General features: G+C 50.1%; 24 protein-coding genes and 1 riboswitch. Of the genes, 17 read left to right on the top strand and 7 right to left on the bottom strand.

Annotated elements, in window-relative coordinates; translation table 11 throughout:
* Positions 1 to 8 precede the first annotated feature (8 nt).
* The gene (locus BFJ94_RS15680) at positions 9 to 1,007 is read right to left on the bottom strand and encodes a ketoacyl-ACP synthase III (protein ID WP_120463504.1); all 999 of its coding nucleotides are present in this window, start codon (positions 1,005 to 1,007) and stop codon (positions 9 to 11) included.
* A gap of 268 nt (positions 1,008 to 1,275) precedes the next feature.
* On the opposite strand from BFJ94_RS15680, the gene BFJ94_RS15675 reads away from it, so the two are divergent.
* The 3 genes from BFJ94_RS15675 to BFJ94_RS15665 all read left to right on the top strand — a co-directional run bounded on the left by BFJ94_RS15675 (position 1,276) and on the right by BFJ94_RS15665 (position 4,456).
* Positions 1,276 to 1,692, top strand: a complete 417-nt coding sequence (locus BFJ94_RS15675) for a rhodanese-like domain-containing protein (RefSeq protein WP_120463503.1) — start codon at positions 1,276 to 1,278, stop codon at positions 1,690 to 1,692.
* 92 nt (positions 1,693 to 1,784) lie between these two features.
* A complete protein-coding gene (locus BFJ94_RS15670; RefSeq protein WP_120463502.1) occupies positions 1,785 to 2,045 on the top strand; it encodes a metal-sensitive transcriptional regulator in 261 nt (86 codons plus the stop codon).
* Between the two features lie 173 nt (positions 2,046 to 2,218).
* The gene (locus BFJ94_RS15665) at positions 2,219 to 4,456 is read left to right on the top strand and encodes an ATP-dependent helicase (protein WP_120463501.1); all 2,238 of its coding nucleotides are present in this window, start codon (positions 2,219 to 2,221) and stop codon (positions 4,454 to 4,456) included.
* Between the two features lie 126 nt (positions 4,457 to 4,582).
* Here BFJ94_RS15665 and mgtA read toward each other — a convergent pair whose 3' ends face one another.
* A complete protein-coding gene (gene mgtA, locus BFJ94_RS15660) occupies positions 4,583 to 7,243 on the bottom strand; it encodes a magnesium-translocating P-type ATPase (RefSeq protein WP_120463500.1) in 2,661 nt (886 codons plus the stop codon).
* Positions 7,244 to 7,577: 334 nt separating this feature from the next.
* Positions 7,578 to 7,751: riboswitch (M-box (ykoK) riboswitch) on the bottom strand.
* A gap of 206 nt (positions 7,752 to 7,957) precedes the next feature.
* Here mgtA and BFJ94_RS15655 point away from each other — a divergent pair.
* Positions 7,958 to 8,146: a hypothetical protein gene (locus BFJ94_RS15655; RefSeq protein WP_120463499.1), complete on the top strand. Its 189-nt coding sequence runs from the start codon at positions 7,958 to 7,960 to the stop codon at positions 8,144 to 8,146.
* 53 nt (positions 8,147 to 8,199) lie between these two features.
* Here the strand turns inward: BFJ94_RS15655 and BFJ94_RS15650 are convergent, their stop codons facing one another.
* Positions 8,200 to 8,628, bottom strand: a complete 429-nt coding sequence (locus BFJ94_RS15650; RefSeq protein ID WP_120463498.1) for a DUF2500 domain-containing protein — start codon at positions 8,626 to 8,628, stop codon at positions 8,200 to 8,202.
* Positions 8,629 to 9,607: 979 nt separating this feature from the next.
* Here BFJ94_RS15650 and hflX point away from each other — a divergent pair.
* On the top strand, positions 9,608 to 10,888 hold the full coding sequence (gene hflX, locus BFJ94_RS15645) for a GTPase HflX (RefSeq protein ID WP_120463497.1): 1,281 nt from the start codon (positions 9,608 to 9,610) through the stop codon (positions 10,886 to 10,888).
* An 80-nt stretch (positions 10,889 to 10,968) separates the two neighbouring features.
* Here the strand turns inward: hflX and BFJ94_RS15640 are convergent, their stop codons facing one another.
* Positions 10,969 to 12,486 carry a sensor histidine kinase gene (locus tag BFJ94_RS15640; protein ID WP_188831503.1) on the bottom strand — a complete coding sequence of 506 codons (1,518 nt, stop codon included), beginning with the start codon at positions 12,484 to 12,486 and terminating at the stop codon, positions 10,969 to 10,971.
* Positions 12,483 to 13,169 carry a response regulator transcription factor gene (locus BFJ94_RS15635; protein ID WP_120463496.1) on the bottom strand — a complete coding sequence of 229 codons (687 nt, stop codon included), beginning with the start codon at positions 13,167 to 13,169 and terminating at the stop codon, positions 12,483 to 12,485. Before BFJ94_RS15635 ends, BFJ94_RS15640 begins: the two co-directional genes overlap by 4 nt.
* Positions 13,170 to 13,376: 207 nt before the next feature.
* Between BFJ94_RS15635 and BFJ94_RS15630 the strand changes: the two genes are divergently transcribed.
* A complete protein-coding gene (locus BFJ94_RS15630) occupies positions 13,377 to 14,309 on the top strand; it encodes a manganese-dependent inorganic pyrophosphatase (protein WP_120463495.1) in 933 nt (310 codons plus the stop codon).
* 522 nt (positions 14,310 to 14,831) lie between these two features.
* Here BFJ94_RS15630 and BFJ94_RS15620 read toward each other — a convergent pair.
* Positions 14,832 to 16,103: an MFS transporter gene (locus tag BFJ94_RS15620; protein WP_120463493.1), complete on the bottom strand. Its 1,272-nt coding sequence runs from the start codon at positions 16,101 to 16,103 to the stop codon at positions 14,832 to 14,834.
* A 97-nt stretch (positions 16,104 to 16,200) separates the two neighbouring features.
* Entirely contained in the window at positions 16,201 to 16,503 is a 303-nt protein-coding gene (locus tag BFJ94_RS15615) for a hypothetical protein (RefSeq protein ID WP_120465266.1), read from the bottom strand.
* A 180-nt stretch (positions 16,504 to 16,683) separates the two neighbouring features.
* Here BFJ94_RS15615 and BFJ94_RS15610 point away from each other — a divergent pair, with 180 nt between their 5' ends.
* From BFJ94_RS15610 to BFJ94_RS15560, 11 genes are all read left to right on the top strand, one after another.
* Positions 16,684 to 17,424 carry an MBL fold metallo-hydrolase gene (locus BFJ94_RS15610; protein WP_120463492.1) on the top strand — a complete coding sequence of 247 codons (741 nt, stop codon included), beginning with the start codon at positions 16,684 to 16,686 and terminating at the stop codon, positions 17,422 to 17,424.
* Between the two features lies 1 nt (position 17,425).
* Positions 17,426 to 17,995, top strand: coding sequence for a TetR/AcrR family transcriptional regulator (locus tag BFJ94_RS15605; RefSeq protein ID WP_120463491.1), 570 nt, complete (start codon positions 17,426 to 17,428; stop codon positions 17,993 to 17,995).
* Positions 17,996 to 18,046: 51 nt separating this feature from the next.
* A complete protein-coding gene (locus BFJ94_RS15600) occupies positions 18,047 to 18,304 on the top strand; it encodes a YqkE family protein (protein ID WP_120463490.1) in 258 nt (85 codons plus the stop codon).
* 172 nt (positions 18,305 to 18,476) lie between these two features.
* A complete protein-coding gene (def, locus tag BFJ94_RS15595) occupies positions 18,477 to 19,058 on the top strand; it encodes a peptide deformylase (protein WP_120463489.1) in 582 nt (193 codons plus the stop codon).
* Between the two features lie 182 nt (positions 19,059 to 19,240).
* The gene (gene deoC, locus BFJ94_RS15590) at positions 19,241 to 19,912 is read left to right on the top strand and encodes a deoxyribose-phosphate aldolase (protein ID WP_438803711.1); all 672 of its coding nucleotides are present in this window, start codon (positions 19,241 to 19,243) and stop codon (positions 19,910 to 19,912) included.
* A gap of 329 nt (positions 19,913 to 20,241) precedes the next feature.
* Positions 20,242 to 21,195, top strand: a complete 954-nt coding sequence (locus BFJ94_RS15585; protein ID WP_120463487.1) for an ABC transporter ATP-binding protein — start codon at positions 20,242 to 20,244, stop codon at positions 21,193 to 21,195.
* Complete coding sequence (locus BFJ94_RS15580) at positions 21,188 to 23,344, top strand: ABC transporter permease/M1 family aminopeptidase (protein ID WP_120463486.1); 2,157 nt, start codon at positions 21,188 to 21,190, stop codon at positions 23,342 to 23,344. The genes BFJ94_RS15585 and BFJ94_RS15580 overlap by 8 nt, the downstream gene beginning before the upstream one ends.
* Positions 23,341 to 24,063: a hypothetical protein gene (locus tag BFJ94_RS15575; protein WP_120463485.1), complete on the top strand. Its 723-nt coding sequence runs from the start codon at positions 23,341 to 23,343 to the stop codon at positions 24,061 to 24,063. Before BFJ94_RS15580 ends, BFJ94_RS15575 begins: the two co-directional genes overlap by 4 nt.
* Positions 24,064 to 24,082: 19 nt before the next feature.
* Positions 24,083 to 24,700, top strand: a complete 618-nt coding sequence (locus BFJ94_RS15570; protein ID WP_120463484.1) for an RNA polymerase sigma factor — start codon at positions 24,083 to 24,085, stop codon at positions 24,698 to 24,700.
* On the top strand, positions 24,684 to 25,547 hold the full coding sequence (locus BFJ94_RS15565) for a hypothetical protein (protein WP_120463483.1): 864 nt from the start codon (positions 24,684 to 24,686) through the stop codon (positions 25,545 to 25,547). The genes BFJ94_RS15570 and BFJ94_RS15565 overlap by 17 nt, the downstream gene beginning before the upstream one ends.
* Positions 25,534 to 26,394, top strand: a complete 861-nt coding sequence (locus tag BFJ94_RS15560) for an ABC transporter ATP-binding protein (protein WP_120463482.1) — start codon at positions 25,534 to 25,536, stop codon at positions 26,392 to 26,394. Before BFJ94_RS15565 ends, BFJ94_RS15560 begins: the two co-directional genes overlap by 14 nt.
* Positions 26,395 to 26,429 lie beyond the last annotated feature (35 nt).

Here is a 26,429-nt window from a genome sequence, read left to right as displayed (position 1 = left end):
TCGCTTGATTATACGCGGGGCACGCCCCACTTGATGATCTGGCTGCTATGCGTGAGTCCGCCTCCAAAACCATATAGCATCAGGGTATCCCCATAATTTAGTCGTCCGTCTCGTACCCCGAGATCAAGGGCCAGCGGGATGGAAGCCGCCGAGGTATTACCGAAATACTCCATGCTGTATAATGTCCGCTCCAGCGGTAGACCGGATTTCTCGCAGATGGAATCAATCATGCGTAGATTGGCGCTATGCGGAACGAACCAGTCGATATCATCGACATTCAGATTCGCTTGCTCTAAGAGTTGCTTAATTCCAGTGGATAAGGTCTGAACTGCCCATTTATACACTTCCCGGCCGTTTTGCACCATTTTTCCGTTTCCAGCGAGCTCTGTTCCTTTAAATGTGTGCGACAAGCCTGAGCGATAGACATGAATGCCGCCTTCTCCGTTCGTGCCTTGGATCGAGGAGATGAACCCGGGATGGGATTCATCGTATTCAACGAGCACCGCGCCAGCTCCATCCCCGAACAGAATGCAAGTGGAGCGGTCGGTATAGTCAGTCACCTTGGATAGCGTCTCACCGGCAACGACGAGAATTTTCTTGTGAAGCCCGGCCGTAATTAATCCATTGGCCAGATGCAGCCCATACACGAAGCCTGCGCAGGTGGCATTCAGATCGAATGCTCCCGTGCTGCTGATCCTGAAATGATCCTGAATTTTAGTAGCTACACTCGGAAAAGGATGATCTGGCGTTGTCGTCGCCACAATAATCATTTCAACATCGTCCAGTCTTTTGTCATAGCGCTCTGCCAGGTTCTGTACCGCCTTAATGCAGAGATCTGAGGTGAATTCGTGCTCCGCGGCAATCCGGCGTTCCTTCATGCCGGTTCTTTGTACGATCCATTCGTCATTCGTGTCCACCAGTCTGGATAAATCATCATTGGTCAGCCGCTGCTCGGGAACATAGGTGCCAATAGCGGTTATACGTGCTTGAGAGAACTGAGCTTTCATGGGATCACCTCTTTTTTATTTTTATTATAGCACTAAGTATTAGTATCTGGTACTAAACATATGCAAAATTATAATTAAAGTTGACGCAGAGGGAAAAACATTATAAATTATCTATATACCCCTAGGGGTATTATCATATACTCAGGCTCGGGAGGAATCAGGGATGAACGGCTCTTATAAAGAACTCGGCTATCATGTTATAAATATGGTCGGCGGTATGTCCGCCTGGTCAGGAGATATTGACTAAACCAAACGGGAGGTCGTTATTTTGGCGATCTATTATTCTATGATATGCATGATTATTGCGATTATCGCCTGGCGGAGCAGACCGGTCCGGGGACTAAGCTATATTAACGAAGACCAGTTCTGCAAGCTGCTGAAGGGGGAGATACATAGGTTCAAGCTGCTGGATGTGCGGGATCAGGTAGATTATTACGAGGCACATGTTCCGGGAGCGCTCAACATCTCGGTGGGCAGATTACGGTATGTACGGAAGAATGACTTATATTTTGAAGATGAAATTATTATTATTTCCGCTACGAAGGCTCAAGGCAAAAAGGCTGCGAGAATTATGAAACAATGCGGGTATAAGCATCTGACATTGGTCAGCGATGAGTTCTTGTCGATCCCATGCTTCAAAGAACTGATCGCACAGAAGTGTAAATGCAGCAACCCATGCGCTTAATTTGCTCCTTAGGTACTTGCCAGGCACGTTGTTTTTCGGCTAAAGATCGGAAATAATAGATATAACATGTGTTCGTAGAGGAGATAATAGCTATGCAGTACGATGACGATATTAAGAAAAGATTGAAACGTGCAGAGGGCCAAGTGCGCGGCGTGCTGAAAATGATGGAGGAAGGGCAGGACTGCCAGAACGTCGTCTGTCAATTGTCCGCGATCCGCAGCGCGATCGATAAGGCGATGGCCTATATCGTAGCCTCCAATCTGGAGCATTGCATCCTTGCCGAGGAGGAAGCGGGCAGAGATAACAGCAAGGTGGTTCATCAGGCTGTGGAATTGCTGGTCAAGAGCCGCTGACGTCGCGTGATCAGGGAGCGCAGCTTCGGTATCGTGCTTATTTCTGCGGTATAAGGGATATGCTATAATAATGGATGTTCATTGTTAATTGACTGTGCCTTTTTCATTCAGTAAATATGGATGGATGGGGTACTTTTTTGTGTTCAAAATAATCAAGCCGTGTGGAGTGCTCTATGAATAACCATTCGAATAATCAAAAAAATCATAGCCTTTATATAGATCGCAAGCAGGCTGAGCTGGGCATTCAACTGAATGAGGTGCAGCGGAAGGCGGTTCTTCTTACCGAAGGACCGTTGCTGCTGCTGGCTTCGCCCGGATCAGGCAAGACGACGACGATGATTATGCGCATCGGCTACTTGATTGCCGAGAAGGGGGTACACCCCGCACGTATTAAGGCGGTGACCTTCAGCAGGGCCGCTGCTCAGGATATGAAGTCGCGGTTCAGCGCTTTTTTTCCAGAACTTGCTCCCGTACAATTTTCCACGATACATAGCTTTGCCTTTGAAGTAGTCCGAGAGTATTTACGGAAATGTCGAATCGACTTTCAGATCATTGAAGGACATATCGATCCGGAGGAGGAAGAGGGGGCCGAGGCAGAGCAGTTGCTGCTGCACAAGAGAATTATTTTACGGAGAATCTATCAATCCATTCATTCGGATAACATCACAGATGATCAGATGGACGAGCTAACAACCTATATTAGCTATATTAAAAATAAAATGCTGCCTGCGGAGAAGTGGGCGGAGGTCAAGGTTGATGTACCGGGGGCTGAGCAGATCCTGCGGGCATACGAGGAGTTCAAGCGTCAGGATAGAGCAAGGCTGCTGCTTGACTTCGATGATATGCTGACGCTTGCGAATCGAGCCTTGGAGGAGGATGCTTCCCTGTTGCGGAAGTATCAACAGAGATATGATTATGTGCTGACCGATGAGAGCCAGGATACCTCGCTAGTACAGCATGCTATTATCGAGAAGCTGGTGCAATGTCATCACAATTTATGTGTTGTTGCTGATGACGATCAGTCGATCTATAGCTGGCGAGGGGCTGAGCCGGGTTATTTGCTAGATTTCAAACAAGCATTTCCCCGGGCGCAGATCTTGTATATGGAGCAGAATTATCGCTCCTCCAGGGATGTTGTACACGCGGCTAACCGCTTCATTAAACGCAACAAGCAGCGGTATAACAAAAACATGTTCACCCATAATCCTCCGCATGAGCCGATCCGCTTTACCTGTCTGGCCGATGATATTTCCCAGGGTGACTATCTGGTGCGGGAGATTGCAGGGCAGGACAATCTGGCGGAGATTGCGATTCTATACCGCAACAATTCATCTTCCGTCGGCCTCATGAATGCACTTGACCTGGCCGGGATACCTTTCTATTTGAAGGACTCCAATCTGCGCTTCTTCTCCCACTGGGTCGTTGAGGATGTGTTGAACTTCATGCGACTGACGTTCACCGATAAACGGGTGGATGTCTTCGAGAAGATTCATATGAAATTCAATGGTTATATCAGCAAGCGGCAGATGGCAGAGGTGAAGCAAATTCATAATCATGAATCGGTCTTTGATAATCTGCTTAACCATGTACCTCTGCAGGAATATCAAGTGAAATTGTTGCAGGAGAGCAAGGAGACCTTCCAGCAGATGCGAGGAATGCCTCCGCAGCCAGCGATCCAGGTGATCCGCAGTCGTCTCGGCTATGAGAAGGCGCTGGAGAAAATGTGCGAACGGCTCGGCTTCCGTCAAGATACGCTGATCGGTATTCTGAACACGTTGGAGCAGATCGCTGCTCCTCTAGCAAACATGGAGGAGTTCGCTGCCCGGCTTAAATATCTGGAGTCGCTTCAGAAGACGGCGAAGCGGCGGAGAGGGCAGAATGTCGTAACCTTGTCTACGCTGCATAGTGCCAAGGGATTGGAGTTCGATCGCGTCTACATGATCGATCTGGTCGATGGCATTTTGCCTTCCTACGAGGATCTGAAGGATTCATCTGAGGAGCTTGCCCAGATGGAGGAAGCGACCCGTCTGTTCTATGTAGGTATGACACGGGCGAAGCGTACGCTGAATTTGGTAACTTATCAAGAGCGGGAGGGCAAGAAGGCTGTGGAATCCCGCTTTGTAAATGACATCCGGAGGATTGTGAATCCGGCAGCACCCCGGATCGTGCAGGGGGAGAAGTCTACAGTGAAGTTGAAGAAGCCGAAGATCGTCTATCGTCCGAACGCGATCCAAAGTGCGAATGACTTCGTTGTTGGCAAGAGAGTCAAGCATGCCCGCTTTGACGAGGGGGTGATCACCAAAGTCTATGAGGATAGGCTAGAGATCCAGTTCGAAGCGGGGGATAAGGTGCTATCTGTTAAGGCCTGTCTCGAAATGGGGTTGCTTGAGCGGGTAGTGGAGGACATATAGAGAAGAAAATAAAGAACCTTCAGATACTTTCCCTACTTCTGGGAGGTATATTGAAGGTTCTTTTTGTTCAGTGTTGCAGTTTGAATTCAGCCATGACGACGGGTCTGCATCTTGGTTTTCCATCTTTTACAGCCATTCGCCGAAGCGGCGGATATACCAGTTTTTGATAGCCTGCGTGAGCAGACAATATCCGAGCAGGATGGCGGCAAGCCAAGCGAAATAGACCAGCGGAAGTGCTTGCAGCCCGATGCTTGCACCGAATGCACTGAACGGCAGGCAAATGCCGGCGAGCATCACCGCTCCGGTCAACAGCAGTACGGGTCTGCTGGCACGGCTTTGGATGAACGGTATTTTATGCGTACGGATCATATGGACGATCAGCGTCTGCGACAGCAAGCCGACGACGAACCAGCCCGATTGGAACAAGGATTGGCTAGCCAGCGTATCAGCCTTGAATACATAGAGCATGACGAAGAAAGTAACATAGTCGAAGATCGAGCTGATCGGCCCGATGAAGATCATAAACCGCCCGATGGAGCCAGCATCCCATTTACGCGGTTTGGCCAGAAATTCATCATCCACATTGTCCCACGGAATCGACAATTGTGAGATGCTGTAGAACAGATTCTGAATCAAGAGCTGCAGCGGCAGCATCGGCAAGAAAGGCAGAAAAGCGCTCGCGCCGAGTACGCTGAATACATTGCCGAAATTGGAGCTGGCCGTCATTTTAATATATTTGATAATATTACCGAAGGTTTTGCGTCCTTCAATAACGCCGTCTTCAAGCACCATCAGATCCTTCTCCAGCAGAATAATATCCGCCGATTCCTTGGCGATATCTACTGCTGTATCTACAGAAATGCCTACATCAGCCTGACGCAATGACGCAGCGTCATTGATACCGTCGCCAATGAAGCCTACCGTATGTCCTTTACTTTGCAGCGCGCGGACGATCCTTGATTTCTGCAATGGATTCAGTTTGGCGAAGATCGTCGTCTGCTCGGCTAGCTCCGCCAGCTTCTCATCGGATAGATCATCGATGTCCTGCCCGAGCAGGATATGATCCGTGTTCAAGCCGAGATCATGGCATACCTTGCGGGTAACCGCCTCATTGTCCCCGGTCAATACCTTGACGGCGACGCCACTGTTCCGCAGCGCTTCAATCGCCGGAGCCGCGCTATCCTTAGCCGGATCGAGGAAGCAGATGTAACCGATCAGGACTAGGTCCTGCTCATCCTGCACGGAGTAATGTTCAGCATGCTCGCTCAATTCTTTTACAGCTACGGCAACGACGCGATATCCATCGGTATTCAACTCATGTACGACGGACTGGACACGGGTCCTCATTTCTTCAGTAAGCGGCACGCTGCTCCCGTCATCATAGGCCTGATCAGATATGCTCATTATTTCTTCCATCGCACCCTTACAAATTAGCAGGTGCTTGCCGTTCTGCTGCTTCAGCACGACCGACATGCGGCGGCGGTTGAAGTCGAAGGGGATTTCATCGATCTTCTCATAGTCTTGCTCCAGATTTAGCCCCTGCTTCAGTTCGGCATGTTCCAGCACAGCATTGTCCAGCAGATTCCGCAGTCCTGTCTGATGATAGCTGTTCAGATAGGCATGCTTCAGCACTTCGTTATTATCGTGACCGTAGATATCGAGATGTTTTTTGAGCGTGATTTTGTCTTGGGTCAAGGTTCCCGTTTTGTCGGTACATAGAATATCCATCGCTCCGAAATTTTGAATGGAATTCAGCTGCTTGACGATGACTTTGTTGCGAGCCATTGTGCCGGCGCCTTTAACGAGATTAGAAGTAACGACAACCGGAAGCATCTCCGGGGTTAAGCCGACGGCAACGGACATACCGAACAGCAGGGCATCCGTCCAGTTTCCCTTCGTAAATCCGGTAATGAAAAAGATGATCGGGACCATAATCAGCATGAAGCGGATAAGCAGGAAGCTGACCTTGTTCACACCTTTGTCGAAGCTGGTCATCGGCCGCGCGCCGCCGAGCGTCTCAGCCATGGCGCCGAAGCAGGTATCTCTTCCGGTTGCAATCACGATGCCGGTGGCGGAGCCGCTGATCACATTAGTTCCCATATAGCATATATTACTGAGCTCAAGCGGATTCAGCTTCCGGCGGCTTCTACTGCTTAGCCCCTGTTGCTGAGGATGAGATCTCCGGCCTCCGGATACCAGCTGCACATCCTCTTTTTCTATAGGCAGCGCCTCACCCGTTAATGAGGATTCACTGACGAACAGATCCTTGGAAGTGATCAGCCGGATATCTGCAGGCACCAGGTCTCCGGCAGACAGGTGAACCAAATCACCAGGAACGATCTGTTCCACCGCAATTTCGCGGTCGGGTGATTGGCGGATTACCGCTGCTGTCGTTTTCACAAGATTCTTCAGCCCTTCGGCGGTTTTCTGTGAGCGGTATTCCTGGGTGAAAGAGATGGCCACGCTAATGGATACCATGACACTGATGATGATCGCTGCATCATAATCCTTCGTCAGAAGGGAGAACAGGCTCAGTCCCAACAGAATCAGGATGAACGGGTTCTTGAAGCAGCCCAGGAGTTGGACATACCAGGCGGGTCTGCGGTGAAGCTGGATTTCATTGCTGCCTAGCCGTTCGATTCTTTGTTGGGCCTCTGCCTCGCTAATCCCTTCCGGTGTAGTCTCGAGCATTTCCATAACATCATCAAGATGCCAGATAGATGCTTCGATGAGCCGTTCGTTCATTTTTTCCGATTGGATCGGTTGAGTAGTATTCTTCTTGAACATCGTGTTCGCCTCCAATGCAGCGGAGGGAAATAAAAAAACTCTCCTCATGGGAGAGTTCGTGATCTATCAGCTCTTATCTCAAAGATGATGGGCAGATTCAAATAAGCCTGATGGATGGGTATCGATCGGCAAGGGAATCCGGGACAATCCTTGGAGATAAGCGCAGTTTCTCTCCGCTGTAATATTTAGATGGGTATTGCTGATGACATAACTGATTACATGACAGACTACATAACTGACTACTGTCTTCCATGGAAATTGTCCCTCCTTTGTGGGTTCAAATAAAAAGGCCTCCCGGGTAGGAGGCCATAGAAAACTAAGTCAACGCAATGATGCGCAGCCCCTAACCTGAGTTTTGGCACTATACAACGTAAAGACGATTTATCTCGTCTTAGCCACATTATGAAAAGCCTTAGTTCGGCAATTCCTGTTCCACCCATGGGCATCTTTCGATATTTCTGGGCAGTGGCTTATGTTTGTATAGGAGCCTCACCTAACGAGGTCTTGTTATTTACAATGATGAAGTGCTTCTAATGATTTGTCAACCCGCCTTACAGAAAATGCTGCAAAATCTTTCAGGTAAATTCTTCATTCTGTCATTTTGAGCGAAATTCAGATCATCGTGTGCTGTTTTGCAATCCCTTGATTTTATAGGAACTATATGGTTATGTATTCATAATAAGGAATGATCTAAATAGGGAGGAGTGCGAAATTATGAGTTCTTTTGAGGAAAATAATCATAATGATGTCAAAGAAATCACAAATCGCCTGGACCAAGTCGAGAAGCAGCTATCTTCTCAAAATAAAAGATGGAAAACTGTGAAAAAGATCCTTTTGATCATTGCAGGTTTGTATTTATTGTTAATAGTCATTGGTATTATTCAATTTATCAGTGCTGGATAAGGTGAGAAGCTAATTCTGATCGCCCAACGGGTGTCATGACTTTAGCACCGGATTTAAAACCGGGATGAGCGCTCAGCCTGAGGCACACTCCGTTCAAAGGCGACGATCCAGTCACCTTGAATAGCGGCATAGCCTTCATCCCCTTCGGCGACGAGGCCGTACAGGTTTTTGACATCCAAATATTCTTTGCGTTGCCCGTTCTCAAATTGCAGGGTGATGTAATAATAAGTGTGAGAAGATGAGAATGAATTCTGGTCATTCATATTCGAGTGGTGGCGGACGTCCATTCGCTTGGACACGATTCTGACGTAGTTGGATTCCTTCTCAGAGGTGGCGTTCTTGACATACTTCGCTCCGTTGACAATCAACGTAATGATAACGGCAACGAAGATGATCCCAATAATGACTGGGACAGCGCTAAACATGAAATGATCTATCCCCCCGAACGGGGAACCTCCGAAGCCGTCGAAACCTGTTACCATTGTTGGATAACCTCCAATCACATGTCACGTTATGGAATGAAATTCGAACTGTTCATAGAATACCATATTTACCCTGTATCCGTCGAAAGCCTGCGGGCGATCCAACCGTTGATCTCTCTAACGAAACACCATAACGCTATTTACTCAAAAACAGGCCCTGTTCAAATCTAACGAAACACCATATCGCTATTTGAGCAAAATCCAGGCTTTACACGATTATTTGGGCGAAATAACGTTACCCTGTTTCGTTATAATTTTCAAAGGCCCTTTTTGGCGCGAATAGCGATACCGCGTTTCGTTAGAGTTCGTTATAGCACATTAGAGATCGTTGGAGATCGTACGAGTTGCCAGCCCAGTTCCGAGTTCCCCAAAAAGCCTGCGATAATGCAGTTATTTCACCCATATTCGGCCCCTTGAAGATAAATTCCTGCGAAAAGGCAGTTATTTTCTCCGCATCAGCCTGATTCCACAGAAAAAGCTCATAAAGCCTGCATATTCGCAGGAATTTTCCTAGAACAGCCGGTCTCGGACCCAAAAGCCTGTCTATTTGCAGTTTTCGACTTTGTCCAGGTAGGCATGAACACACTTGATTATAGTCATCTTTACCAGCGAGCATCGTTGTACGCAGGTTTAAAGTATGTTAATATGTACATAATTTACATGAACGGAGGGTTCCTAGTGTTGTACATTAAAATCCGTCTTACAACTTTGCGCGGCTAATTGAATACTGCTCAAAGGCTCTGTTCTGTGCAGGGCGAACGGGATAGGTGTGCTATCATAAAGGGAACCTTAACTTTATAATAGAATATGCCGCTTTGAGATTCACTTGCAGAGATAGGTCTGCAGGTGTCTTCTTGTTTGCTGCACCGTTTGTACCATAGCACAGCCAGAGGACTGTGTTTTTTTAATTTTAGAGGTGGTTTAAAAAGTCCGCTTTTGATAAGAATTTTTTATCTGAAAAAAGGGAGGAATACGATATATGGAACAACTGGTGCAATTAGAACAGAAGGCAGTCCTGGTGGGCGTTAACCTGAATGATCAGGATGATTTTGAATATTCCATGGAAGAATTGGCGAATTTGGCGGAGGCCTGCGAGGTGGAGGTAGTCGCAACCTTATCGCAAAATCTGCCCAAAGTGAACCCATCCCATTACATCGGGACGGGGAAAATTCAGGAGGTAGTCGCGCTGCTGGAGGGGAATGAGGGAAATCTCGTTATTTTTAATGATGAACTGTCCCCATCCCAGATTCGCAATCTAGAGTCCGATCTGAAATGCAAGGTCATCGACCGGACGATCCTCATACTGGATATCTTCGCAAGGCGTGCCAAGACGAGGGAGGCCCAGCTTCAGGTTGAGGTGGCCCAGCTGAAATATATGCTGCCGCGTCTGGTGGGGCTGCGTGAATCACTCGGGCGTCAGAGCGGCGGGGTCGGTACGAAGAACCGCGGTGTAGGGGAGACGAAGCTTGAGCTGGACCGCAGACGGATCGAAGAGAAGATAACGATGCTGAGCAGGGAGCTGGAGGCCTTGGCCGCCCATCGCCAAATTCAGCGCAAACAGCGCAAGAAGAGCGATATTCCCGTCGTCTCTCTCGTTGGATACACGAATGCAGGCAAATCGACGATTATGAATGCGATGCTGGAGACTTACAATCCGGCGCAGGAGAAGCAGGTGCTGGAGAAGGATATGCTGTTCGCCACTCTGGAGACATCCGTGCGCAGCATCCCGCTGCAGGATAACAAGTCATTCCTGCTTACCGATACGGTCGGTTTCGTCAGTAAGTTGCCCCATCATTTGGTGAAGGCATTCCGTTCCACACTGGAGGAGGTCGCTGAGGCGGATTTGCTCATTCATGTCGTGGACTATGCCAATCCGGAGTTTGAACGGCTGATCCAGATTACGAATGAGACTTTGAAGGAAATCGGTGTGACGGATATCCCGACAATCTATGCCTATAACAAAGCAGATTTGACGGAGCACAGCATCCCTGAGGTGCAGGGGGATAAGGTATACATGTCCGCCAAGGGTCGAATCGGAATCCCCGAGCTGGTGGAGCAAATTCGGCGGCAGATTTTCAAGGACTATATTCGCTGCTACATGTTAATCCCGTATGATCAGGGAGCGGTCGTATCCTATTTGAATGAGCAAGCCAATATTCTCGAAACTTCCTATGAAGAGGAAGGAACGAAGCTGTATATGGAATGCCGATTGAGTGATTATGGGAAGTATAAGCAGTACGTTATAGAAGGAACGGAGTAAGCTTGTTTTATTAAAATAAACCAGAGCCGGATCATCGCTCAGCGCTGCTTCTATACGCTGAGCGACGGTCCGGCTCTTATTTATAGAGCGGGGAGATGTACCTCAAAGGCCGTCCCTTGTCCCAGTTCGCTCTTCACCTGAATGTCGCCGCCATGGGCGGAGATGATGGATTGAGTAATGGATAATCCCAACCCGAATCCGCCATGCTTGCGGGCGCGGGAAGAGTCGCTGCGATAGAAGCGCTCGAACACATAGGGCAGATGCTCATCAGCAATGCCCGCTCCATTGTCCTGCACGGTAATGATCGCTCGCTTATAATGACCGGATAGAGTAACAGTGATTACCCCATCGTTCTGATCCGTATGCTGCACGGCATTCAGGAACAGATTGAGCACAACCTGCTTGATCTTATCGGCATCACACATGGCGTGGATCTGAGGCTCGACACGGAAGTTAACCGTTCGCTCCCTGGCAAGCATCCGCAGATGCGGCTCCATTTCCAGGATTAACGTATCCAGCCGTGTGTCCGTGCGCTGAACGACCGGGGTACGGTCGAGCTTGGCCAGCAATAGCAGGTCTTCCACCAGCTTCTTCATCCGTGTGGACTCACTCAGCATGCTGTTGAGGGCCGGATAGAGCTGTTCCGGCCGCTCGGCTGCACCACGCAGCAGCACCTCGAGGAAGCCGTGGATCGATGTCAGCGGCGTCCGCAGCTCATGGGAGGCATCGGCGATGAAGCGCCTCATATGCTCCTTGGCCTCCCGCTCCGATTTGAACGAGCCCTCCAGACGCTCCAGCATACCATTGAAGGAGTCGGCCAAGCGGTCGATTTCTGTCTGCCCGGACGAGGTCGGGAAGCGATGATCGAGATTCCCCGCATCGATTTCCTCAACGGATTCTATCATCTGATCCAGGGGCTTTAAGGTGCGCTTAAGTACGGGCAGATAGAGCATAATTCCGCCAAGCAAGGCCAGCGCCGCCAAGATGATGAATATGAAAAATTGGCGCAGCGCGATCGCTTTGATCGGGGCGGTCAGTACGCCTAATTGGATCATGCCGTTCCAGCTATTCGAGTCCGCCAGGGGCCGGAACACAATCAACTGTTCGTTCCCGGCACCGTCCTTGGCAACCCTGTAACGCTCAGGCTGTCGACTTTGCCAATTCTCGCGAATCTCATTATATTCCTCGGCGGTCAATTGGGGAGCAGGCAAGCCTGATTGCTGGGAGCGTGGGATAAATTCGCCCTCCGCGTTAATGATCGCCAGGGAAGTGTCCGGCAGGAACAGGAACGGGCCGCGCTTGCTTTTGTCGGGGGTGGTCGCATTAGGACGTGTTGGACTTGCAGAATCCCCATAATTTGCAAAAGGTCTCGGGTACAGCTCCATCTTCTCCATCATTTGCTTCGGAAATCTGAGAATCTGTGACCCCATTGATTCAGCCTGGTTCTTAAATAGGAAGTTCAGCATCAGGAAGTATTGTAGCGCGCCGATCAGAATCAGTAATGCGGCCAGAATGAACAGGGAACGCGATAAGAGCTGAGCACGCAGAGAGCGGGGGGATACCGCGTTCTTCAGCATCTGAAGCCCTCGCTTGATCATGGCAGATCAACCCGGTAGCCAGCGCCGCGGAGGGTGCGAATGAGCCGATGCTCCCGGTCGTTCAGCTTCTCACGCAATGAGCGTATATAGACCTCTACAATATTCTCTTCCCCGCCAAAATCATAGCCCCATACCTGATCCAGGATTGTCGTCTTGCTGAGTACGATCCCGTGATTAATGAGCAAATATTTAAGCAGCTCATGCTCGGTCGGTGACAGATCCAGCACCTGCTCCTGATAGATGATTTCTTTCCTGCGGTCATCGATTCGAAAAGGGCCATAGGACACTTCTCCGAACAGGGCAGGGAACTGATTGCGCAAGCGCGCGCCGATTCGGGCCAGCAATTCCTCGAAGCTGAACGGCTTCACCACATAATCGTCGGCACCGATCGTCAGGCCCTTGACCCGATCATTCACTTCATCCTTTGCGGTAAGCATAATAATAGAGATAGGGCTCAATTCTCTCCTCAGCAGTCGGCATACCTCCCAGCCATCCATACCCGGCATCATAACGTCAAGCACGACGATATGGGGCCGATACGTATGAGCTATATTGACAGCCGTCATTCCATCATGGGCAGTACGGACTTCGAAGCCCTCGTTGCTGAGTCCAAGCTCAAGGAATTGAATAATGTTCGGTTCGTCATCGACCAGTAATATTCTCACGCCTTTTACATTTCTCATGAATGGGTCCCCCTGTTAATAAACGAAGCTACTGATTTACCTATTATCTATTATCTACGATTTGGCTGAATATTCGCTGAAAATATAACCAAGATCTCATAAAGTTATAAAAAGTAAAAAACTAGCAAATTGCGGATAAACCCTTGATTGTCGGTCAGTTTCTGGGATATACTTTTCTAAGCGAATAAGGTAAAGGGGAGTTAACAAATGGAAAAAGTGTTGATTTTCGGACATAAAAATCCGGATACGGATACGATCTGCTCGGCGATTGCCTATGCGGACTTGAAGGCGAAGCTTGGCTGGAATGTTGAACCGGTTGCTCTGGGTGCTCCTAATGGGGAGACCCAATTTGCACTTGATCGTTTTGGCTTCAAGGCGCCCCGTGTGGTTGAGACGGTGGCTAATGAAGTGAAGGACGTTATTCTGGTCGACCATAACGAACGTCAGCAAAGTGCTGCAGATATCGCTGAAGTTCGGGTTGCTGAGGTCATTGACCATCACCGTATTGCTAATTTTGAGACAAGCGGACCTTTGTACTACCGTGCTGAGCCTGTGGGTTGCACTGCGACTATTCTGAACAAAATGTACAAGGAGAACGGTGTTCCTGTACCGGCCAATATTGCCGGACTGATGCTATCGGCGATCATTTCCGATTCGCTCCTGTTCAAATCGCCTACCTGCACGGAGCAGGATGTGGCAGCGGCACGCGAGCTGGCGGAAATCGCTGGCGTGGATGCGGAAGAGTACGGCTTGGAGATGCTTAAGGCTGGTGCAGACCTCAGCGATAAGAGCATCGAGCAATTGATCACACTGGATGCCAAGGAATTTGATATGGGCGGCTCCAAAGTGGAGATCGCGCAAGTCAATGCGGTGGACGTCAACGATGTGCTGTCCCGTCAGGCTGAGCTGGAGGCTGCGCTTGGGAATATTGTAGATCGCAAGGGACTTGCTCTGTTCCTGTTCGTCGTAACAGATATCCTTAATAATGATTCTGTGGGCCTGGCTGTTGGTAATGCTGCCGATGCAGTTGAACAAGCTTACAATGTGAAGCTTGAGAACAACACGGCGGTCCTCAAAGGCGTGGTGTCCCGCAAATCGCAAATCGTTCCGGTGCTTACGGATATTTTCAACAAACGCTGATGAATCGATCAAGAAACGCTGTCCAATAAGCTTTAAAATAAAAAGTTGGGTGGAAAAACGTCATGTTTTCCGTCCGACTTTTTTTGTGGGCAAAGCCAGAATCCCAAACTCCGTATTTATTCGCGTCGGAGTCGGCTTCTATCCTTGTACCATCTATTAAGCTTGCGTGGCGCAAGTGATAAACACAGTCGGTCGGGTAGCGGTCAAAAATGTCCGTTAGAGCCTGAAAGCAGCTATTACGCGCCTCTAACGGACATTTTTGACCCTTAGAAGCATAAAATTTCATTTTTCGCGGCTATTTTCCTTGTAATGGACATTTATGTCCGTTACAGGGGCGAGGTGCTACAAAATCAACGCTAACGGACATTTATGTCCTTGTCCGAGTGATCCGGCCAAAACAGGGGATGTTCACATCTCTGGGCAAGTTTGGGCACGCAAAAGAGGCGTCTTTCAAGTCGGAAGATCGACTTGAAAGACAGCCCCTTACTCGTCCATGACTGAATATATCTGAGATCAGGCCTGCTATGGGGTCTCAGGTTCAACGGCCGCAGCTGCGGCATTCTCTTCCTTCGGCTTGTTCTTGAAGATCGGCACGAGAATCAGCGCACCGAGCAGCATCACCAGTCCGGAAGTGGAATAAATCCCCGTGAGCGGGAACAGCTTCTTAAGAACACCGGCTAACGACATCATAATGACCATCATCCCGGTGAACATCGGGCTCAGCACCCCGTTGACCCGTCCTACGAAGGCTTGCTCCGTCCATTTCAGGATCATCGTATTGATACCGATTTGGATGCAGGGCAGGGTAAGCCCATTAATGAACTGCAGAGTGATCGTCAGCGGAATGCTGGTTGACCAGCCGATTCCGAAGATACAGAGACCGCTGACCAGTATACCGATTGCCAGCAGAACCTGCGGCGCTATTTTCTTGGCAAAGGACATCACCAGAGCGCCTCCGATTAACATAGCAATTCCGTTCGCGATGAGCAGGAACTGCAGGAATTCCTTCGGCTTGCCCAGCCGTTCGGTCACCACGAAGATTCCCAGCGTCTGAACAATGCCTACCGCAAAACCGGCGATAGCAAAGGTAGCTCCAAGTACCCGTAGGGTGGGGTTGTTCCAGACATAACGGAAACCATCGGCCAACTCCTTCATAATCTTCGACTCGCGCTTCTCCACCTGCTTCTCTTCCGCATCCGGCGGGAGACGGAACAGAACCAGGGCCGAGATCAGGAAGGCCACGCCCATTACCCCGATGGAGACATAGATCCCGAAATGATGGTATGCAAAAATACCAAGCGATGGCCCAAGAATCATAAAGATCGCCATCAAGGACTGGAACAGCGCCATTCCTTGCTGCACTTTATCTGGATGAATATGCTGCTTGAACATCTTCATGACTGAGGGCTGGGAGAACTGCGATAGAATAGCAGATACGAAGGTTGCTAAATATACGGTCTCCCAAGATTCAAATAGCAAAGTGATCAATACGGCGAAGACGGAAACGGCGGACAGGAAGTCACACCAGATCATCGTTCGCTTCGGCCTCCAACGGTCAGCAAAGGCGCCGCCGATAAAGCCGAACACAAAGATAGGCGCAAATTCTACGACAGAGATCAGTGAGATTGCCAACGGGTCGTTGTTGGTTTTCTCAGTTACGAACATCAGGATCGCGAAGTTTCTGACCCAGATTCCGATCTGCAGGAAGATATTTGAGATCAAGATGGTCTGGTAAAACCGGTTCCTGAACAAGCTGTCGGATGCGGCAGGTGAAGCATTAGCTTCAATTGACATCGGGTTTTCCTCCAAATATGGTTTTCTCTTTCTCTTTCTATGGATAGGTATACAGCTTAAAGAATAAGGCATTTAGAAATATATGAAAAGGGAAAAATTAAATTAATTTAAATCGTCTAATCTGATCCCATAGCTGCTGCTCCTCCAGAATTTCCCGCTGCTTCGGACCGATCAGGTCAAAATGGGGGAATGGGGAGCGGTTATGGATATATTCAGGATCGAGTTCATGCTCTACACACCAGGCGGCGAGCTTGTCCAGATCGTCACAGCCCACCTTAGTCACCGTGGTAATCCCCGGAAATCTACGGTCGAGCCAGTAGTGTGTAAGATAGGCGATTTCGCCCTGGGAGACGGCTTTCTTCCAAGCATTCAATTCTTCTCGGCGTATGCCAAAAGCCATGTCGTTCATCATCTGCCTTCCATTGTTCTGACGAATAATTATACCATACGAGTGAAAAATGGGAACAAAAGATCCGTAAATTTAAAATATTGGTAACCAGGAAAATAACCCTTGCTAAACTAATGATATTAGTTTATATTATGACTAATGGTATTAGTTACTTTGGGGAGGTTGCTATCTATGAGGATTACCCGTCAGGATCATTTGCTGCAATTATCGTTCATGCCGCGGATATTTCCGGTGAACTGTTATTTGGTCGAAGAGGAAGAGAGCCTCACGCTGATTGATGCGGCATTGCCTTATAGCGTGAAGGGGATCAGCAAGACGGTGAGCCAGCTTGGCAAACCGCTTGCGAATATTGTGCTGACTCATGCGCATGGTGATCATGTAGGGGCCCTGGACGGATTGAAGGAGATGTACCCGGAGGTTAAGTTGAGCATCTCTGTCCGGGATGCGAAGCTGCTGCGCGGGGACACTTCGCTGGAGTCCGGGGAGCCGCCGTTCAAGATCCGCGGCAGCGTGCCGAAGCGGATCAAGACCGTGCCGGATGTGCTGCTGGCGGAGGGCGACCGCATCGGTTCGTTGCAGGTCGTCTCCACGCCCGGGCACACACCGGGCTCGATCTCGCTGCTGGACACCCGCAGCGGGGCCCTGATCGCCGGCGACGCTTTTCAAGCGCGCGGCGGCATTGCAGTCAGCGGTACGTTGGTACCGCTGTTCCCTTTCCCGGCCATGGCGACCTGGCATAAGGAGAGCGCGCTCGCCAGCGCGCGCAAGGTGGCCAGCTTGAAGCCAGCGCTGCTGGCGGTCGGACATGGCCGGATGGCAGTGCACCCCGCGCAGTTGATCGCGCGGGCTATTACAGAGGCTGAGCGGTCCCTGTCCCGCTCGTCCCGCTCAGCCACGAAGGAGCAGATGTAGCATGGCGCGCAGAGCTAGAATCACCCGGGAAGCAGTGCTTATGGCGGCGGTGCAGGTCGCCGACACCGAAGGCGGGGAAGCGGTAACCATCGCCGCCGTATCCAAGGCGTTAGGAATTAAGCCGCCATCGCTATACAATCATATTGGCAGCCTGGAGGAATTACGGGCGATGGTAGCTGCCTACACCCTGCGCAATCTGAATGAGCAGCTCGGTGAGGCGGTGCAAGGCTTATGCGGTAAGGAGGCCGTGCGGGCTTTTTCGCACCGATACATGAGCTTTGCCAGAGAACACCCGGGCTTATACGAGACGGTCCAGAGCCTGACCGCGCTGCAGGAGGAGGAGATTAAGCAGCCCAGCGAGCAGCTCGTTCAGCTATGTCTCGATATGCTAGAGCCTTTTCAGCTGCCGGAGCCCCAGGGGATTCATGCCGTGAGGGGACTTAGAAGCCTAATTCATGGCTTCATATCTCTGGAGCGGATGTCGGGGTTTGGCATTCCCTTGGAGGTCAGGGACAGCTTCGAATACAATCTTGATTTATTATTTGCCGGGCTAGAGGCAAATCGAAGTTGACTTTGTTTTTGACTATATGCTACCGTAGGCTTGAAACAGAGGTGATCAATGATGGCGAAGAGAAAGGCACAGCCGCGTCCAGCCGCCAGTGCACAGGATAAACCGGCTACGCTGAAGGATCTCCTGAATGAGGAGACGCTCTCCAAATTGAAGGCACAAGCCACCGAGCTGAAGCGTGTAGAGGAGCAGCGCAAGGAAGAGGAGCGGATTCAGGCCGAGGAAACGAAGCGGGCTGAACGTAAGAAATTGGAGAATGATTTTGAATATCTACTTAATAAGAGCAACATGGATTGGCAGAAATACAAATAAAATAGAGGTACCAAACTTTTTGAACTTGCATAAATAAAAAATAAACATGGACCATACTTATGAAGTAGTGACAATTAGAGCAACTGTTGCGAAATGGTCTTTCATTATGAAAGGCACCTTCAGGGTGCCTTTTCAGTTCTGTTACAAGAAGCAGGGAGGACAAAGATAGACTATGAGTAAATTTACAAGCGACTACATTATTATGATGGATGACATCGTGCGTGAGGGAGCGCCAATCCTTCGGACGGTAACCGAGCCAGTCAGCATTCCGCCGACGGAGGAGGATCGTGAAGAGATGGCTTCCATGATGCTGTTCCTGAAGAACAGCCAGGACCCGGAGCTATCGAAGAAATATAAGCTGCGGGCGGGGGTTGGATTATCGGCGAATCAGATCGGTCTGAACAAACGGATGTTTGCGGCGCTGCTTACCGATAATGACGGCAATGACCGGGAGATCGCGCTCTTCAATCCTAAGATTGTGAGCACTTCCGTATCGATGACCTATCTGCCGGAGAGCGAAGGTTGCCTGTCGGTGGACCGGGCGATCCAAGGCTTTGTACCGAGATATGAGAAAGTAACCGTCAAAGCCTATAACAGCGAGGGCAAGGAGCTTAAGCTGCGCTTCAAAGGCTTCGACGCGATCGTGATTCAGCATGAAATGGATCATCTGAACGGAATTATGTTTTACGATCATATTAATAGTGAGAATCCGTTCAAGCTGCCGGAAGGCGTACCGATCGAGAGTTTGTACTAAGAACGGCCACGGATCTCATGGAATCATTTTCCTGGTCGCTAGATGAAGAATATACTATGCAACAGATTGGCGGTCTTGGTATGATAACAGGAACAATTATTGCATGAGAGTGTCCTTCCTGACCCGACAGATTCGGGGGAAAAGGGAAGGATGCTTCGCGAAAAAACGGGGGAATGTCGGGAATGAAGTCCATTATCTCCAGAATCGATCATACTTTACTCAAGCCGGATGCGCGTCAGGAGGATATCCTCAAGCTGTCGGATGAGGCCAGACAATACGGCTTCGCTTCGGTATGCGTGAACCCGGTATGGGTGAGGACGGCTGCCGAGCGGCTTAAGGATTCGCCACAGATCAAGGTCTGTACGGTAATCGGTTTTCCGCTGGGAGCGTCCGAGCCGGAAGTTAAAGCCTTCGAAGCGTCCCATGCGATTCTTGAAGGCGCGAATGAGGTCGATATGGTTATAAATATCGGCGCGCTTAAAGGTGGAGATCATGATTTGGTAGTCCGTGATATGATCGGCGTGGTTGAGGCAGCTGAAGGCAAAGCGCTCGTGAAGGCGATTCTCGAGACCTGCCTGCTGACCCCGGAGGAAATTGTTCAGGCCTGCCGATTGGCGCTATCGGCTGGGGTTGATTTCGTGAAGACCTCGACCGGCTTCTCCACGGGAGGGGCTACTGTAGAGGACGTGGCGCTTATGGCGCGGACCGTCGGTCCGGGAATCGGCGTCAAGGCCTCCGGCGGCGTAAGATCGCTGGCTGATGCTGAAGCTATGATCGCAGCTGGTGCTACCCGTCTCGGGACGAGCGCTGGCGTCTTGATCGCGCAAGGGGAGCGCAGTGAAGGAAGCTACTGAAGCTTAAGGGAACCGTCTTGCCCCGAACCGTTTGATCAAAGTACAAAATAGATACAACCCTTAAAGCCTGCAGCTCTTGCAGGTTTTTTTCGTAGATATCGAGCTCTAACGAAACTCCATATCGTTATTTCCGCGAAATCTGCGGGCTTTTTAATCTCCGGGGCTTAAATCAGCCCACCAACCCCATCGAGCATCGTCTGTCGGCAACAATAGAGCAATATTGGGAGACTCAGACTCCAACCTTTTGGAGCATATTTACGTTACAGGTACAGATACGATGGATACACCGCGCGGGTCTGTCCAAAAACGTAAGAAATGAGGATGAATCGATGATAGAAATCAACCAATTATCCAAAAAATATGGCGGAAGCTGGAAGGCATCGCGCGATCAGAATAAAAGAGATCGACTTACAGAAGCGGATCACCGTGGTAATTGGGCGCTGCATGATGTGAACTTGACCCTTTCAGAAGGGATGGTTGGTCTGCTGGGCCCCAATGGTGCCGGAAAATCAACCCTGATGCGGATTTTGGCTACCTTGGCCAAGCCTACCTCTGGTGAAGCGTATATTAACGGGATTCCGCTGCATAAAGCGGAGGATGTGCGCAAGATCATCGGTTATTTACCCCAGCAGTTTCAGGTTTATCCTCAGCTTACCGGAGCGGAATTTCTGGACTATGTTGGGGTGATGAAGGGGATCAGCAGCAAAAGGCAGCGAACTCAGGAAGTTGCCAAACTGCTTGAGCAAGTGAATCTGCAGGATAAAGCGACAAAGAAGATCCGCACTTATTCTGGCGGAATGAAGCGTCGGCTCGGCATCGCCCAAGCGTTGCTCGGTTCACCGCAGGTGCTTATTGTTGATGAGCCGACGGCAGGGCTTGATCCAGAGGAGCGGGTACGCTTTCGTAATCTGCTTACCCGCTTCAGCCTGGGGCGAGTTGTCCTGCTATCGACACATATCGTAGCCGATATTGAGAGCAATTGCCGCCAGATCGCCGTGCTCGACCAGGGCAGAGTGCGCATGTCGGGGGAACTCGCTGAATTGCAGGCCTGGGGACAAGGAAGAGTGTGGGAAGGCATCTTAACCGAGCAGGAGTATGGTCAGCTAGACCCGCTGTCCATCGTCTCAACTCGTCGTACAGAGGAAGGGATGCTGTGCAAGATCATTGCTGAGGCCCCGGTGAATTCAAGGATGAGGCGGGTTAACCCGACGTTGGAGGATGGCTATTTAGCTTTGCTTGGCGACGGTATGTCGGAGCGGAAAGGGGCAGCGATTCATGTATAAATGGCTTCGCCAATTCCGTTTTGAACTCGGGATGATTGTGCACCGGCTCTCTATGCTTGCCCTGCCTTTTGTGTTCGGTGCCCTGCTATTGTGGAGTATCAGCAGCATCAAGCCGGAGGGGAATATATTCGCTGATTCCTACAGTTTCTATTCACTGCTTCATACGATGAGCCTGGGTATTGTGATGCTGCTGGGCATTCTGACGATCCGCAGGGATATCAGGCGTCCTTCCTATGAGTGGAGCGCGGGGCTGCCGGTCTCCTACGGGATGATCATCTCAGCGAAATATGCAGCTGGACTGCTCTACTTCACGAGCTTTACGGCTCTGGCCAGCGGTATCTATTTCTGGTTCTCCATCCAGTATGTCACGGTAGGCATTAGTATCAAATATATGCTGTTCTTTACGACCGCGTTTGAGGTGTCTTATGCGGTAACCTTAGCGCTGGCCATGCTGCTGGCAATTTGTATTCCGAACCGGATCGTCTATTTAATCGGCTTCTGTGCCTGGATGTTCGGGACCTTTTTCATGGAAATCTTCATTCTGGATCGGTACCGCCTGGATATGCTGCGCACTTTCCATCTGAGCCAACTGTTCGTGAGCAGTGGTTATTATACAGATACATGGGGCCTTTCTCTGATCGAGAATGAACTGCAAGTTTCACAGCGATTCGTCCTGGCCTTTGCACTTATGCTGCTCGTGATCGGAGTGATGATCCTGCAGCAATCACGTCCAAGCAAGCACCATCGGCGTACATGGACGCTGGCCATTGGCTCGGTGCTGTTGGCGGTCGCGACATTCATCCCCTATGTGATGATCTGGCAAGAACGCTATGCGGCGGATAATGAAAGATTGGCCGACCCCTCAATCTATAAGTTAGAAGATATTACCTACCCTCGAAGGCAGGAAATATACAAAATTAAGAGTTATGATGTTCATCTGCAGAAGCTTAAGGATGGTACCCTACAAGCTAAAGTGACGATGGAAATTCCAGCGGATGATTTAAGCGGCAAGGGAGAGCTGCCTTTTACCCTGAACCGTATGTTCCAGATCGGCCAGGTCAAGGTGAATGGGCAGGAAGTGACATGGGATCGGCGAGGGGAGAAGCTGAACCTTGAATTGCCTCAGGTGGTGAATGGACCTCTCACGGTTGAGATGAGCTATTCAGGGAAGGTGATGGATTATTCGCGGTCCCTTCACGGCACGGGGAGATATTATGCTTTTGTCACGGATGAGAATGTGTTCCTGCCCGGTTATCTCGCCTGGTATCCTTTACCGGGGGATCAGCCTATTTACTTGAAGGATAGTCAGAATATCGAGCTGGGAGCGACATTTGTATATTTAGGCTTCCCAAGATCAAATTTCACGCTGACCGTCCGTGGATTCGAGGAAACGATCTACACGAGCTTGAAGGAAGTATCCCGTGAAGACGATCAGCAGATTTATTCCGGAGAAGTTCAGGACGGCGTTTCCTTGTTCGGTGGGGGATTAGAGGAGCAAGAAGCTAGTAACAATGCACCCTTAACATCGCTTCGTGTAGTGTATACTCCGTACAACAAGCTATGGACGGAACAGGTCGTTCAGAAAATCTATGACCTGGAGAGCTATTTCGGCGCTTGGTTGCCTATCGACTCACGGAGAGTCGAGCAACTGCTCTATATCCCGAATCAGAGCTATGTCAATCATGATGTTGAGAACCATGCATATATGCTGAACTATATTAGTATCGATCAGGACTATATGGCCGGGATCTTAGTGAATAAGATGCTGCTTGGAACAAGGAGCGGCGATTATCTGATAGAGACTGCCCAGGATGACATACGTCTGCAGCTTAGAGCACTCATATGGTATGTTTATTACTACGAGAAAGGCTTGCTCAAAGATGGCACTTATGGATACATGCTATCCGAGTTATATAGGAATAATTGGTCCCCAGACAATAATCGAGTAGGGGAGTATATACGTAGCCAGGTGGATCAAGCCTTGGAGGCAGGTAAGATTGATCAGGTCAAAATATTGCTAAAACACTTCTATGTCCAGGGGTTAGAGATTCCGTGGGTAGGCGAGCAGGAAGCTCTTGCAACGGAACAGAATCGTCCGATCCCTTATGCGGCTTGGGAAGAGCAATGGGAGAAGGTGATGGGTGAATGAGAACGGAGCTCGAGCGTCTCTGCCGCGGCTTTCAATTTGACTGGAGGCTCCATAAGCAGCCAGTAGCGATATTGGCCATCCTTCTTTTGCTGCTTTACCTGATCAGCATCGTTACGGGTCAAGCGGATAAACCACGAGTCGTAAGTTATTATGCGGAAATGGGCATGTTCCCGCTCGTTATAATGTTCACCACCATGATGTTCCAGCATGAGATCGGCGGGGGAGGGATGGAGATCATCGCGACCTACCCGGTATCCTTGCGGCTTATTGCTTGGCGCAAATGGTTGAGCGCTGTACTATTGTCGCTGCTGGCTAGTCTAATTTGGATGTCGGTTTATCTTTATAAATATGGGATGATACGAACCAAATTCTATCCGTGGAATGGCGGCGAGGCGGTATTTCGTTCAGGGGGCATACTGGAGCTGCTATTGCAAGCTCTACCGGCTTATCTGTTACTGGCCTCATTAACGCTGGTGGGGATCATCGTGTTTCGCAGCATCTACGGAGGGTTATTGTCAGGTTTTTCGATATGGATTTTAGATACGATTAGTGGGGGGAGGCTGTTGGCATCGTTCACGCTGTATACGGCCTATCTGCCCAGAGAGGCTTCCTTCCCGCTGAATCGGGTAACGATGCTGCTCGTTTCAGTGCTCTTGCTAGGTCTGGCTCTATGGCTGATCGGCTATAGGGAACGATGGATCGGGAGGGAAGAAGAGTAAGGAGAAGAGGGGGAAAGAAATGATATCCGATCAACAATTGGCTCAGCAAATGGCTGAGGGAGATCAGGGGGCATTCGAGCTACTGGTGACGCGCTATCACGGGCCGCTACTCAGCTATGTGACCCAGCAGCTTAGGGATCGGGCCAAGGCGGAGGATATTGTGCAAGAGACATTTATCCGCCTGATCCGGCATTTGCAGAGGTATGGCGAGCTGGAGCAGCTTCGGCCCTGGCTATATAAGGTAGCGCTGAATTTATGCCGGGATTATTGGCGTACGGCATCCTACCGTTCCGAGCAGACAGCCGCCTTAGAAATGCCGGAGGAGGCGGATCCGGCTCCTAGCGCCGATGAGTTGCTTGAGAAGCAGGAGCAGGCACAACTGGTAGCGGAGTCGCTGGAGCGGCTACCTGAGATCCAGCAAGAGGTTGTTCGCATGCGTTTCTTTCACGATCTCAAATTACAGGAAATCGCCGAGTTAATGGATATACCGCTCAGTATTGTCAAATCGCATTTATATGGCGCGCTGCGCAAATTGAAGCGTGTGCTGGCCAAGCGCGAGGAGATTATTTTATCGGAATACAGAGAACCTATGAAAAAACAAGAAAGAGAGGTGCTTCAGCATGAGACCCTCCATTGATCAGGAAATAGAGCAATTGGAGCAAGAACTGTCCGAGCCGCTTCGCCAGGCGGTACTACCGCCTCCTTCCCCAGCGGAAACAGCATCCTTGATCGCTGCTCTGCAACCTGAATTTGATGCGATGCGGGCCAGTCATATGTCTTCCCTGGAATTCAATACACAGGTGGAAGAGCCCTCCTTGTGGAGACTTCTGCGCAGCCAGTTCCTGATGAACTGGAAGACGATTGTCTTGACGGGATCTGCGGTGTTCCTGATGTTGATTCTGCTGGTGGACCCGGAGCGGCCGTTCAACAATTTCTTAATACCATCTCTTTCGGCGAACAGCTTATTTCCCGTTATTACACCGCTCCTGCTCATCGCCTGCATGCTGTCCAGCTACCGTTCGTGGAATCCGGGGATGAGGGCGGTGGAGAGCATAACCCCTTATCCGCCCGCATTAGTGCTGTATAGCAGGATGTTAATGGTAATGGGCTTTATATTGAGCTGGGCTTTGGTCAGCTCGACGATCGTAGGCATTCGGATCGCCGTGGCGGGGGAATATCAATTGCCGTTCATCCCCTTTTTGCTGCAATGGCTCGGGATCTCGCTGCTGATCGGCGGAATTGCCATGTATGTGTTGTTTCGCAAAGGCATGAAGCTGGCTATCTTATGTTCCAGCACAGTGTACGTATGCTGGTTCATAGTGAGCGAGTATATGCATGCAACCATCTACCCCGTGAGTTACAGATCCGCGCTAGACGGAATTATGCTGTTGATCGGCCTGGTCCTGTTGGTTCGTTCTTATTATCGCAGCAAAATTATCCGTTCGGGAGCAGGGGGAGCCGAGGGCAGCTATGATTGCGATTGACAATTTAGAGCAGCAGGTCGGAGAATTCTCGCTGCGGATTCATGAACTGCGGATCTCGCGGGGAATTACCTTGCTCGTAGGAGCGAACGGAGCGGGTAAATCGACGTTGCTGGAATTATTGGCTACGGTACGGCTTCCGCGCAGGGGGAGCATTCAATATGACGGGCGTTCCGTTCAGAATGATCTGCCTCTTCTGCGCAGCCAGATCGGTTATGTTCCTTCCGATATCGAGCTCTATGAGGATATGACGGTGTATAAGCTGCTAAAATATTTAGGCGAGCTCAAAGGAATGTACCATTTTGAACGGATTGAGTCTCTGCTGACGGATTTTCGCTTAACACCTTACCGGGATGTCCGCATTAAGCGTCTGTCCGGGGGAGAACAACGGCGGGTCGCCATCGCCCAGTCTTTGCTGGCATCCCCGCAATTTCTATTCCTGGATGAGCCGTTGAATGGAATGGACTCGGCCGAGCGCAAGCTGATCATCGCCTATTTGAATAAATACGCGGAGGGGCGGACGATTGTGACCGCGATTCACGAGCTTGACGAGTGGGAGGCGGCCGGTGACCGGGTGCTCTGGATGGATCAGGGTCAAGCTGGATTCTATGGCAATATGCATCAATGGAAGGCGGATCTCCCATATAAAGTGTGGGTCGGTCAGATTACACGCGAGCAGTTTCAGTTATACTTCGATACAGATCGCAACATGATAGAGTTCCGCGAAGCGGAAGGCGGGAAGATGGATTTGCGGATCGTTTCCAAGGAGCCCCCTTTCCATGGCTGGAAGGCGGTTCCGCCCACGATGGAGGACGCTTATTTCATTCGTAAATTTACGCGAAGCAAGTGATTTTTCGGGGCGAAAGCCCCTTTTTTTATAATTCG

Origin of the sequence: Paenibacillus aceti (assembly GCF_003614185.1) — a bacterium.
GTDB classification, from domain to species: Bacteria; Bacillota; Bacilli; order Paenibacillales; family Paenibacillaceae; genus Fontibacillus; species Fontibacillus aceti.
This window is presented reverse-complemented; position numbering and strand designations above follow the sequence as displayed.

Bases quoted from the DNA above. Each gene is read 5' to 3' on its own strand.
- BFJ94_RS15680 (WP_120463504.1), bottom strand. From the start codon at position 1,007: ATGAAAGCTCAGTTCTCTCAAGCACGTATAACCGCTATTGGCACCTAT.
- BFJ94_RS15670 (WP_120463502.1), top strand. From the start codon at position 1,785: ATGCAGTACGATGACGATATTAAGAAAAGATTGAAACGTGCAGAGGGC.
- BFJ94_RS15665 (WP_120463501.1), top strand. From the start codon at position 2,219: ATGAATAACCATTCGAATAATCAAAAAAATCATAGCCTTTATATAGAT.
- mgtA (WP_120463500.1), bottom strand. From the start codon at position 7,243: ATGTTCAAGAAGAATACTACTCAACCGATCCAATCGGAAAAAATGAAC.
- BFJ94_RS15655 (WP_120463499.1), top strand. From the start codon at position 7,958: ATGAGTTCTTTTGAGGAAAATAATCATAATGATGTCAAAGAAATCACA.
- BFJ94_RS15650 (WP_120463498.1), bottom strand. From the start codon at position 8,628: ATGGTAACAGGTTTCGACGGCTTCGGAGGTTCCCCGTTCGGGGGGATA.
- hflX (WP_120463497.1), top strand. From the start codon at position 9,608: ATGGAACAACTGGTGCAATTAGAACAGAAGGCAGTCCTGGTGGGCGTT.
- BFJ94_RS15640 (WP_188831503.1), bottom strand. From the start codon at position 12,486: ATGATCAAGCGAGGGCTTCAGATGCTGAAGAACGCGGTATCCCCCCGC.
- BFJ94_RS15635 (WP_120463496.1), bottom strand. From the start codon at position 13,169: ATGAGAAATGTAAAAGGCGTGAGAATATTACTGGTCGATGACGAACCG.
- BFJ94_RS15630 (WP_120463495.1), top strand. From the start codon at position 13,377: ATGGAAAAAGTGTTGATTTTCGGACATAAAAATCCGGATACGGATACG.
- BFJ94_RS15620 (WP_120463493.1), bottom strand. From the start codon at position 16,103: ATGTCAATTGAAGCTAATGCTTCACCTGCCGCATCCGACAGCTTGTTC.
- BFJ94_RS15615 (WP_120465266.1), bottom strand. From the start codon at position 16,503: ATGGCTTTTGGCATACGCCGAGAAGAATTGAATGCTTGGAAGAAAGCC.
- BFJ94_RS15610 (WP_120463492.1), top strand. From the start codon at position 16,684: ATGAGGATTACCCGTCAGGATCATTTGCTGCAATTATCGTTCATGCCG.
- BFJ94_RS15605 (WP_120463491.1), top strand. From the start codon at position 17,426: ATGGCGCGCAGAGCTAGAATCACCCGGGAAGCAGTGCTTATGGCGGCG.
- BFJ94_RS15600 (WP_120463490.1), top strand. From the start codon at position 18,047: ATGGCGAAGAGAAAGGCACAGCCGCGTCCAGCCGCCAGTGCACAGGAT.
- def (WP_120463489.1), top strand. From the start codon at position 18,477: ATGAGTAAATTTACAAGCGACTACATTATTATGATGGATGACATCGTG.
- deoC (WP_438803711.1), top strand. From the start codon at position 19,241: ATGAAGTCCATTATCTCCAGAATCGATCATACTTTACTCAAGCCGGAT.
- BFJ94_RS15585 (WP_120463487.1), top strand. From the start codon at position 20,242: ATGATAGAAATCAACCAATTATCCAAAAAATATGGCGGAAGCTGGAAG.
- BFJ94_RS15580 (WP_120463486.1), top strand. From the start codon at position 21,188: ATGTATAAATGGCTTCGCCAATTCCGTTTTGAACTCGGGATGATTGTG.
- BFJ94_RS15575 (WP_120463485.1), top strand. From the start codon at position 23,341: ATGAGAACGGAGCTCGAGCGTCTCTGCCGCGGCTTTCAATTTGACTGG.
- BFJ94_RS15570 (WP_120463484.1), top strand. From the start codon at position 24,083: ATGATATCCGATCAACAATTGGCTCAGCAAATGGCTGAGGGAGATCAG.
- BFJ94_RS15565 (WP_120463483.1), top strand. From the start codon at position 24,684: ATGAGACCCTCCATTGATCAGGAAATAGAGCAATTGGAGCAAGAACTG.
- BFJ94_RS15560 (WP_120463482.1), top strand. From the start codon at position 25,534: ATGATTGCGATTGACAATTTAGAGCAGCAGGTCGGAGAATTCTCGCTG.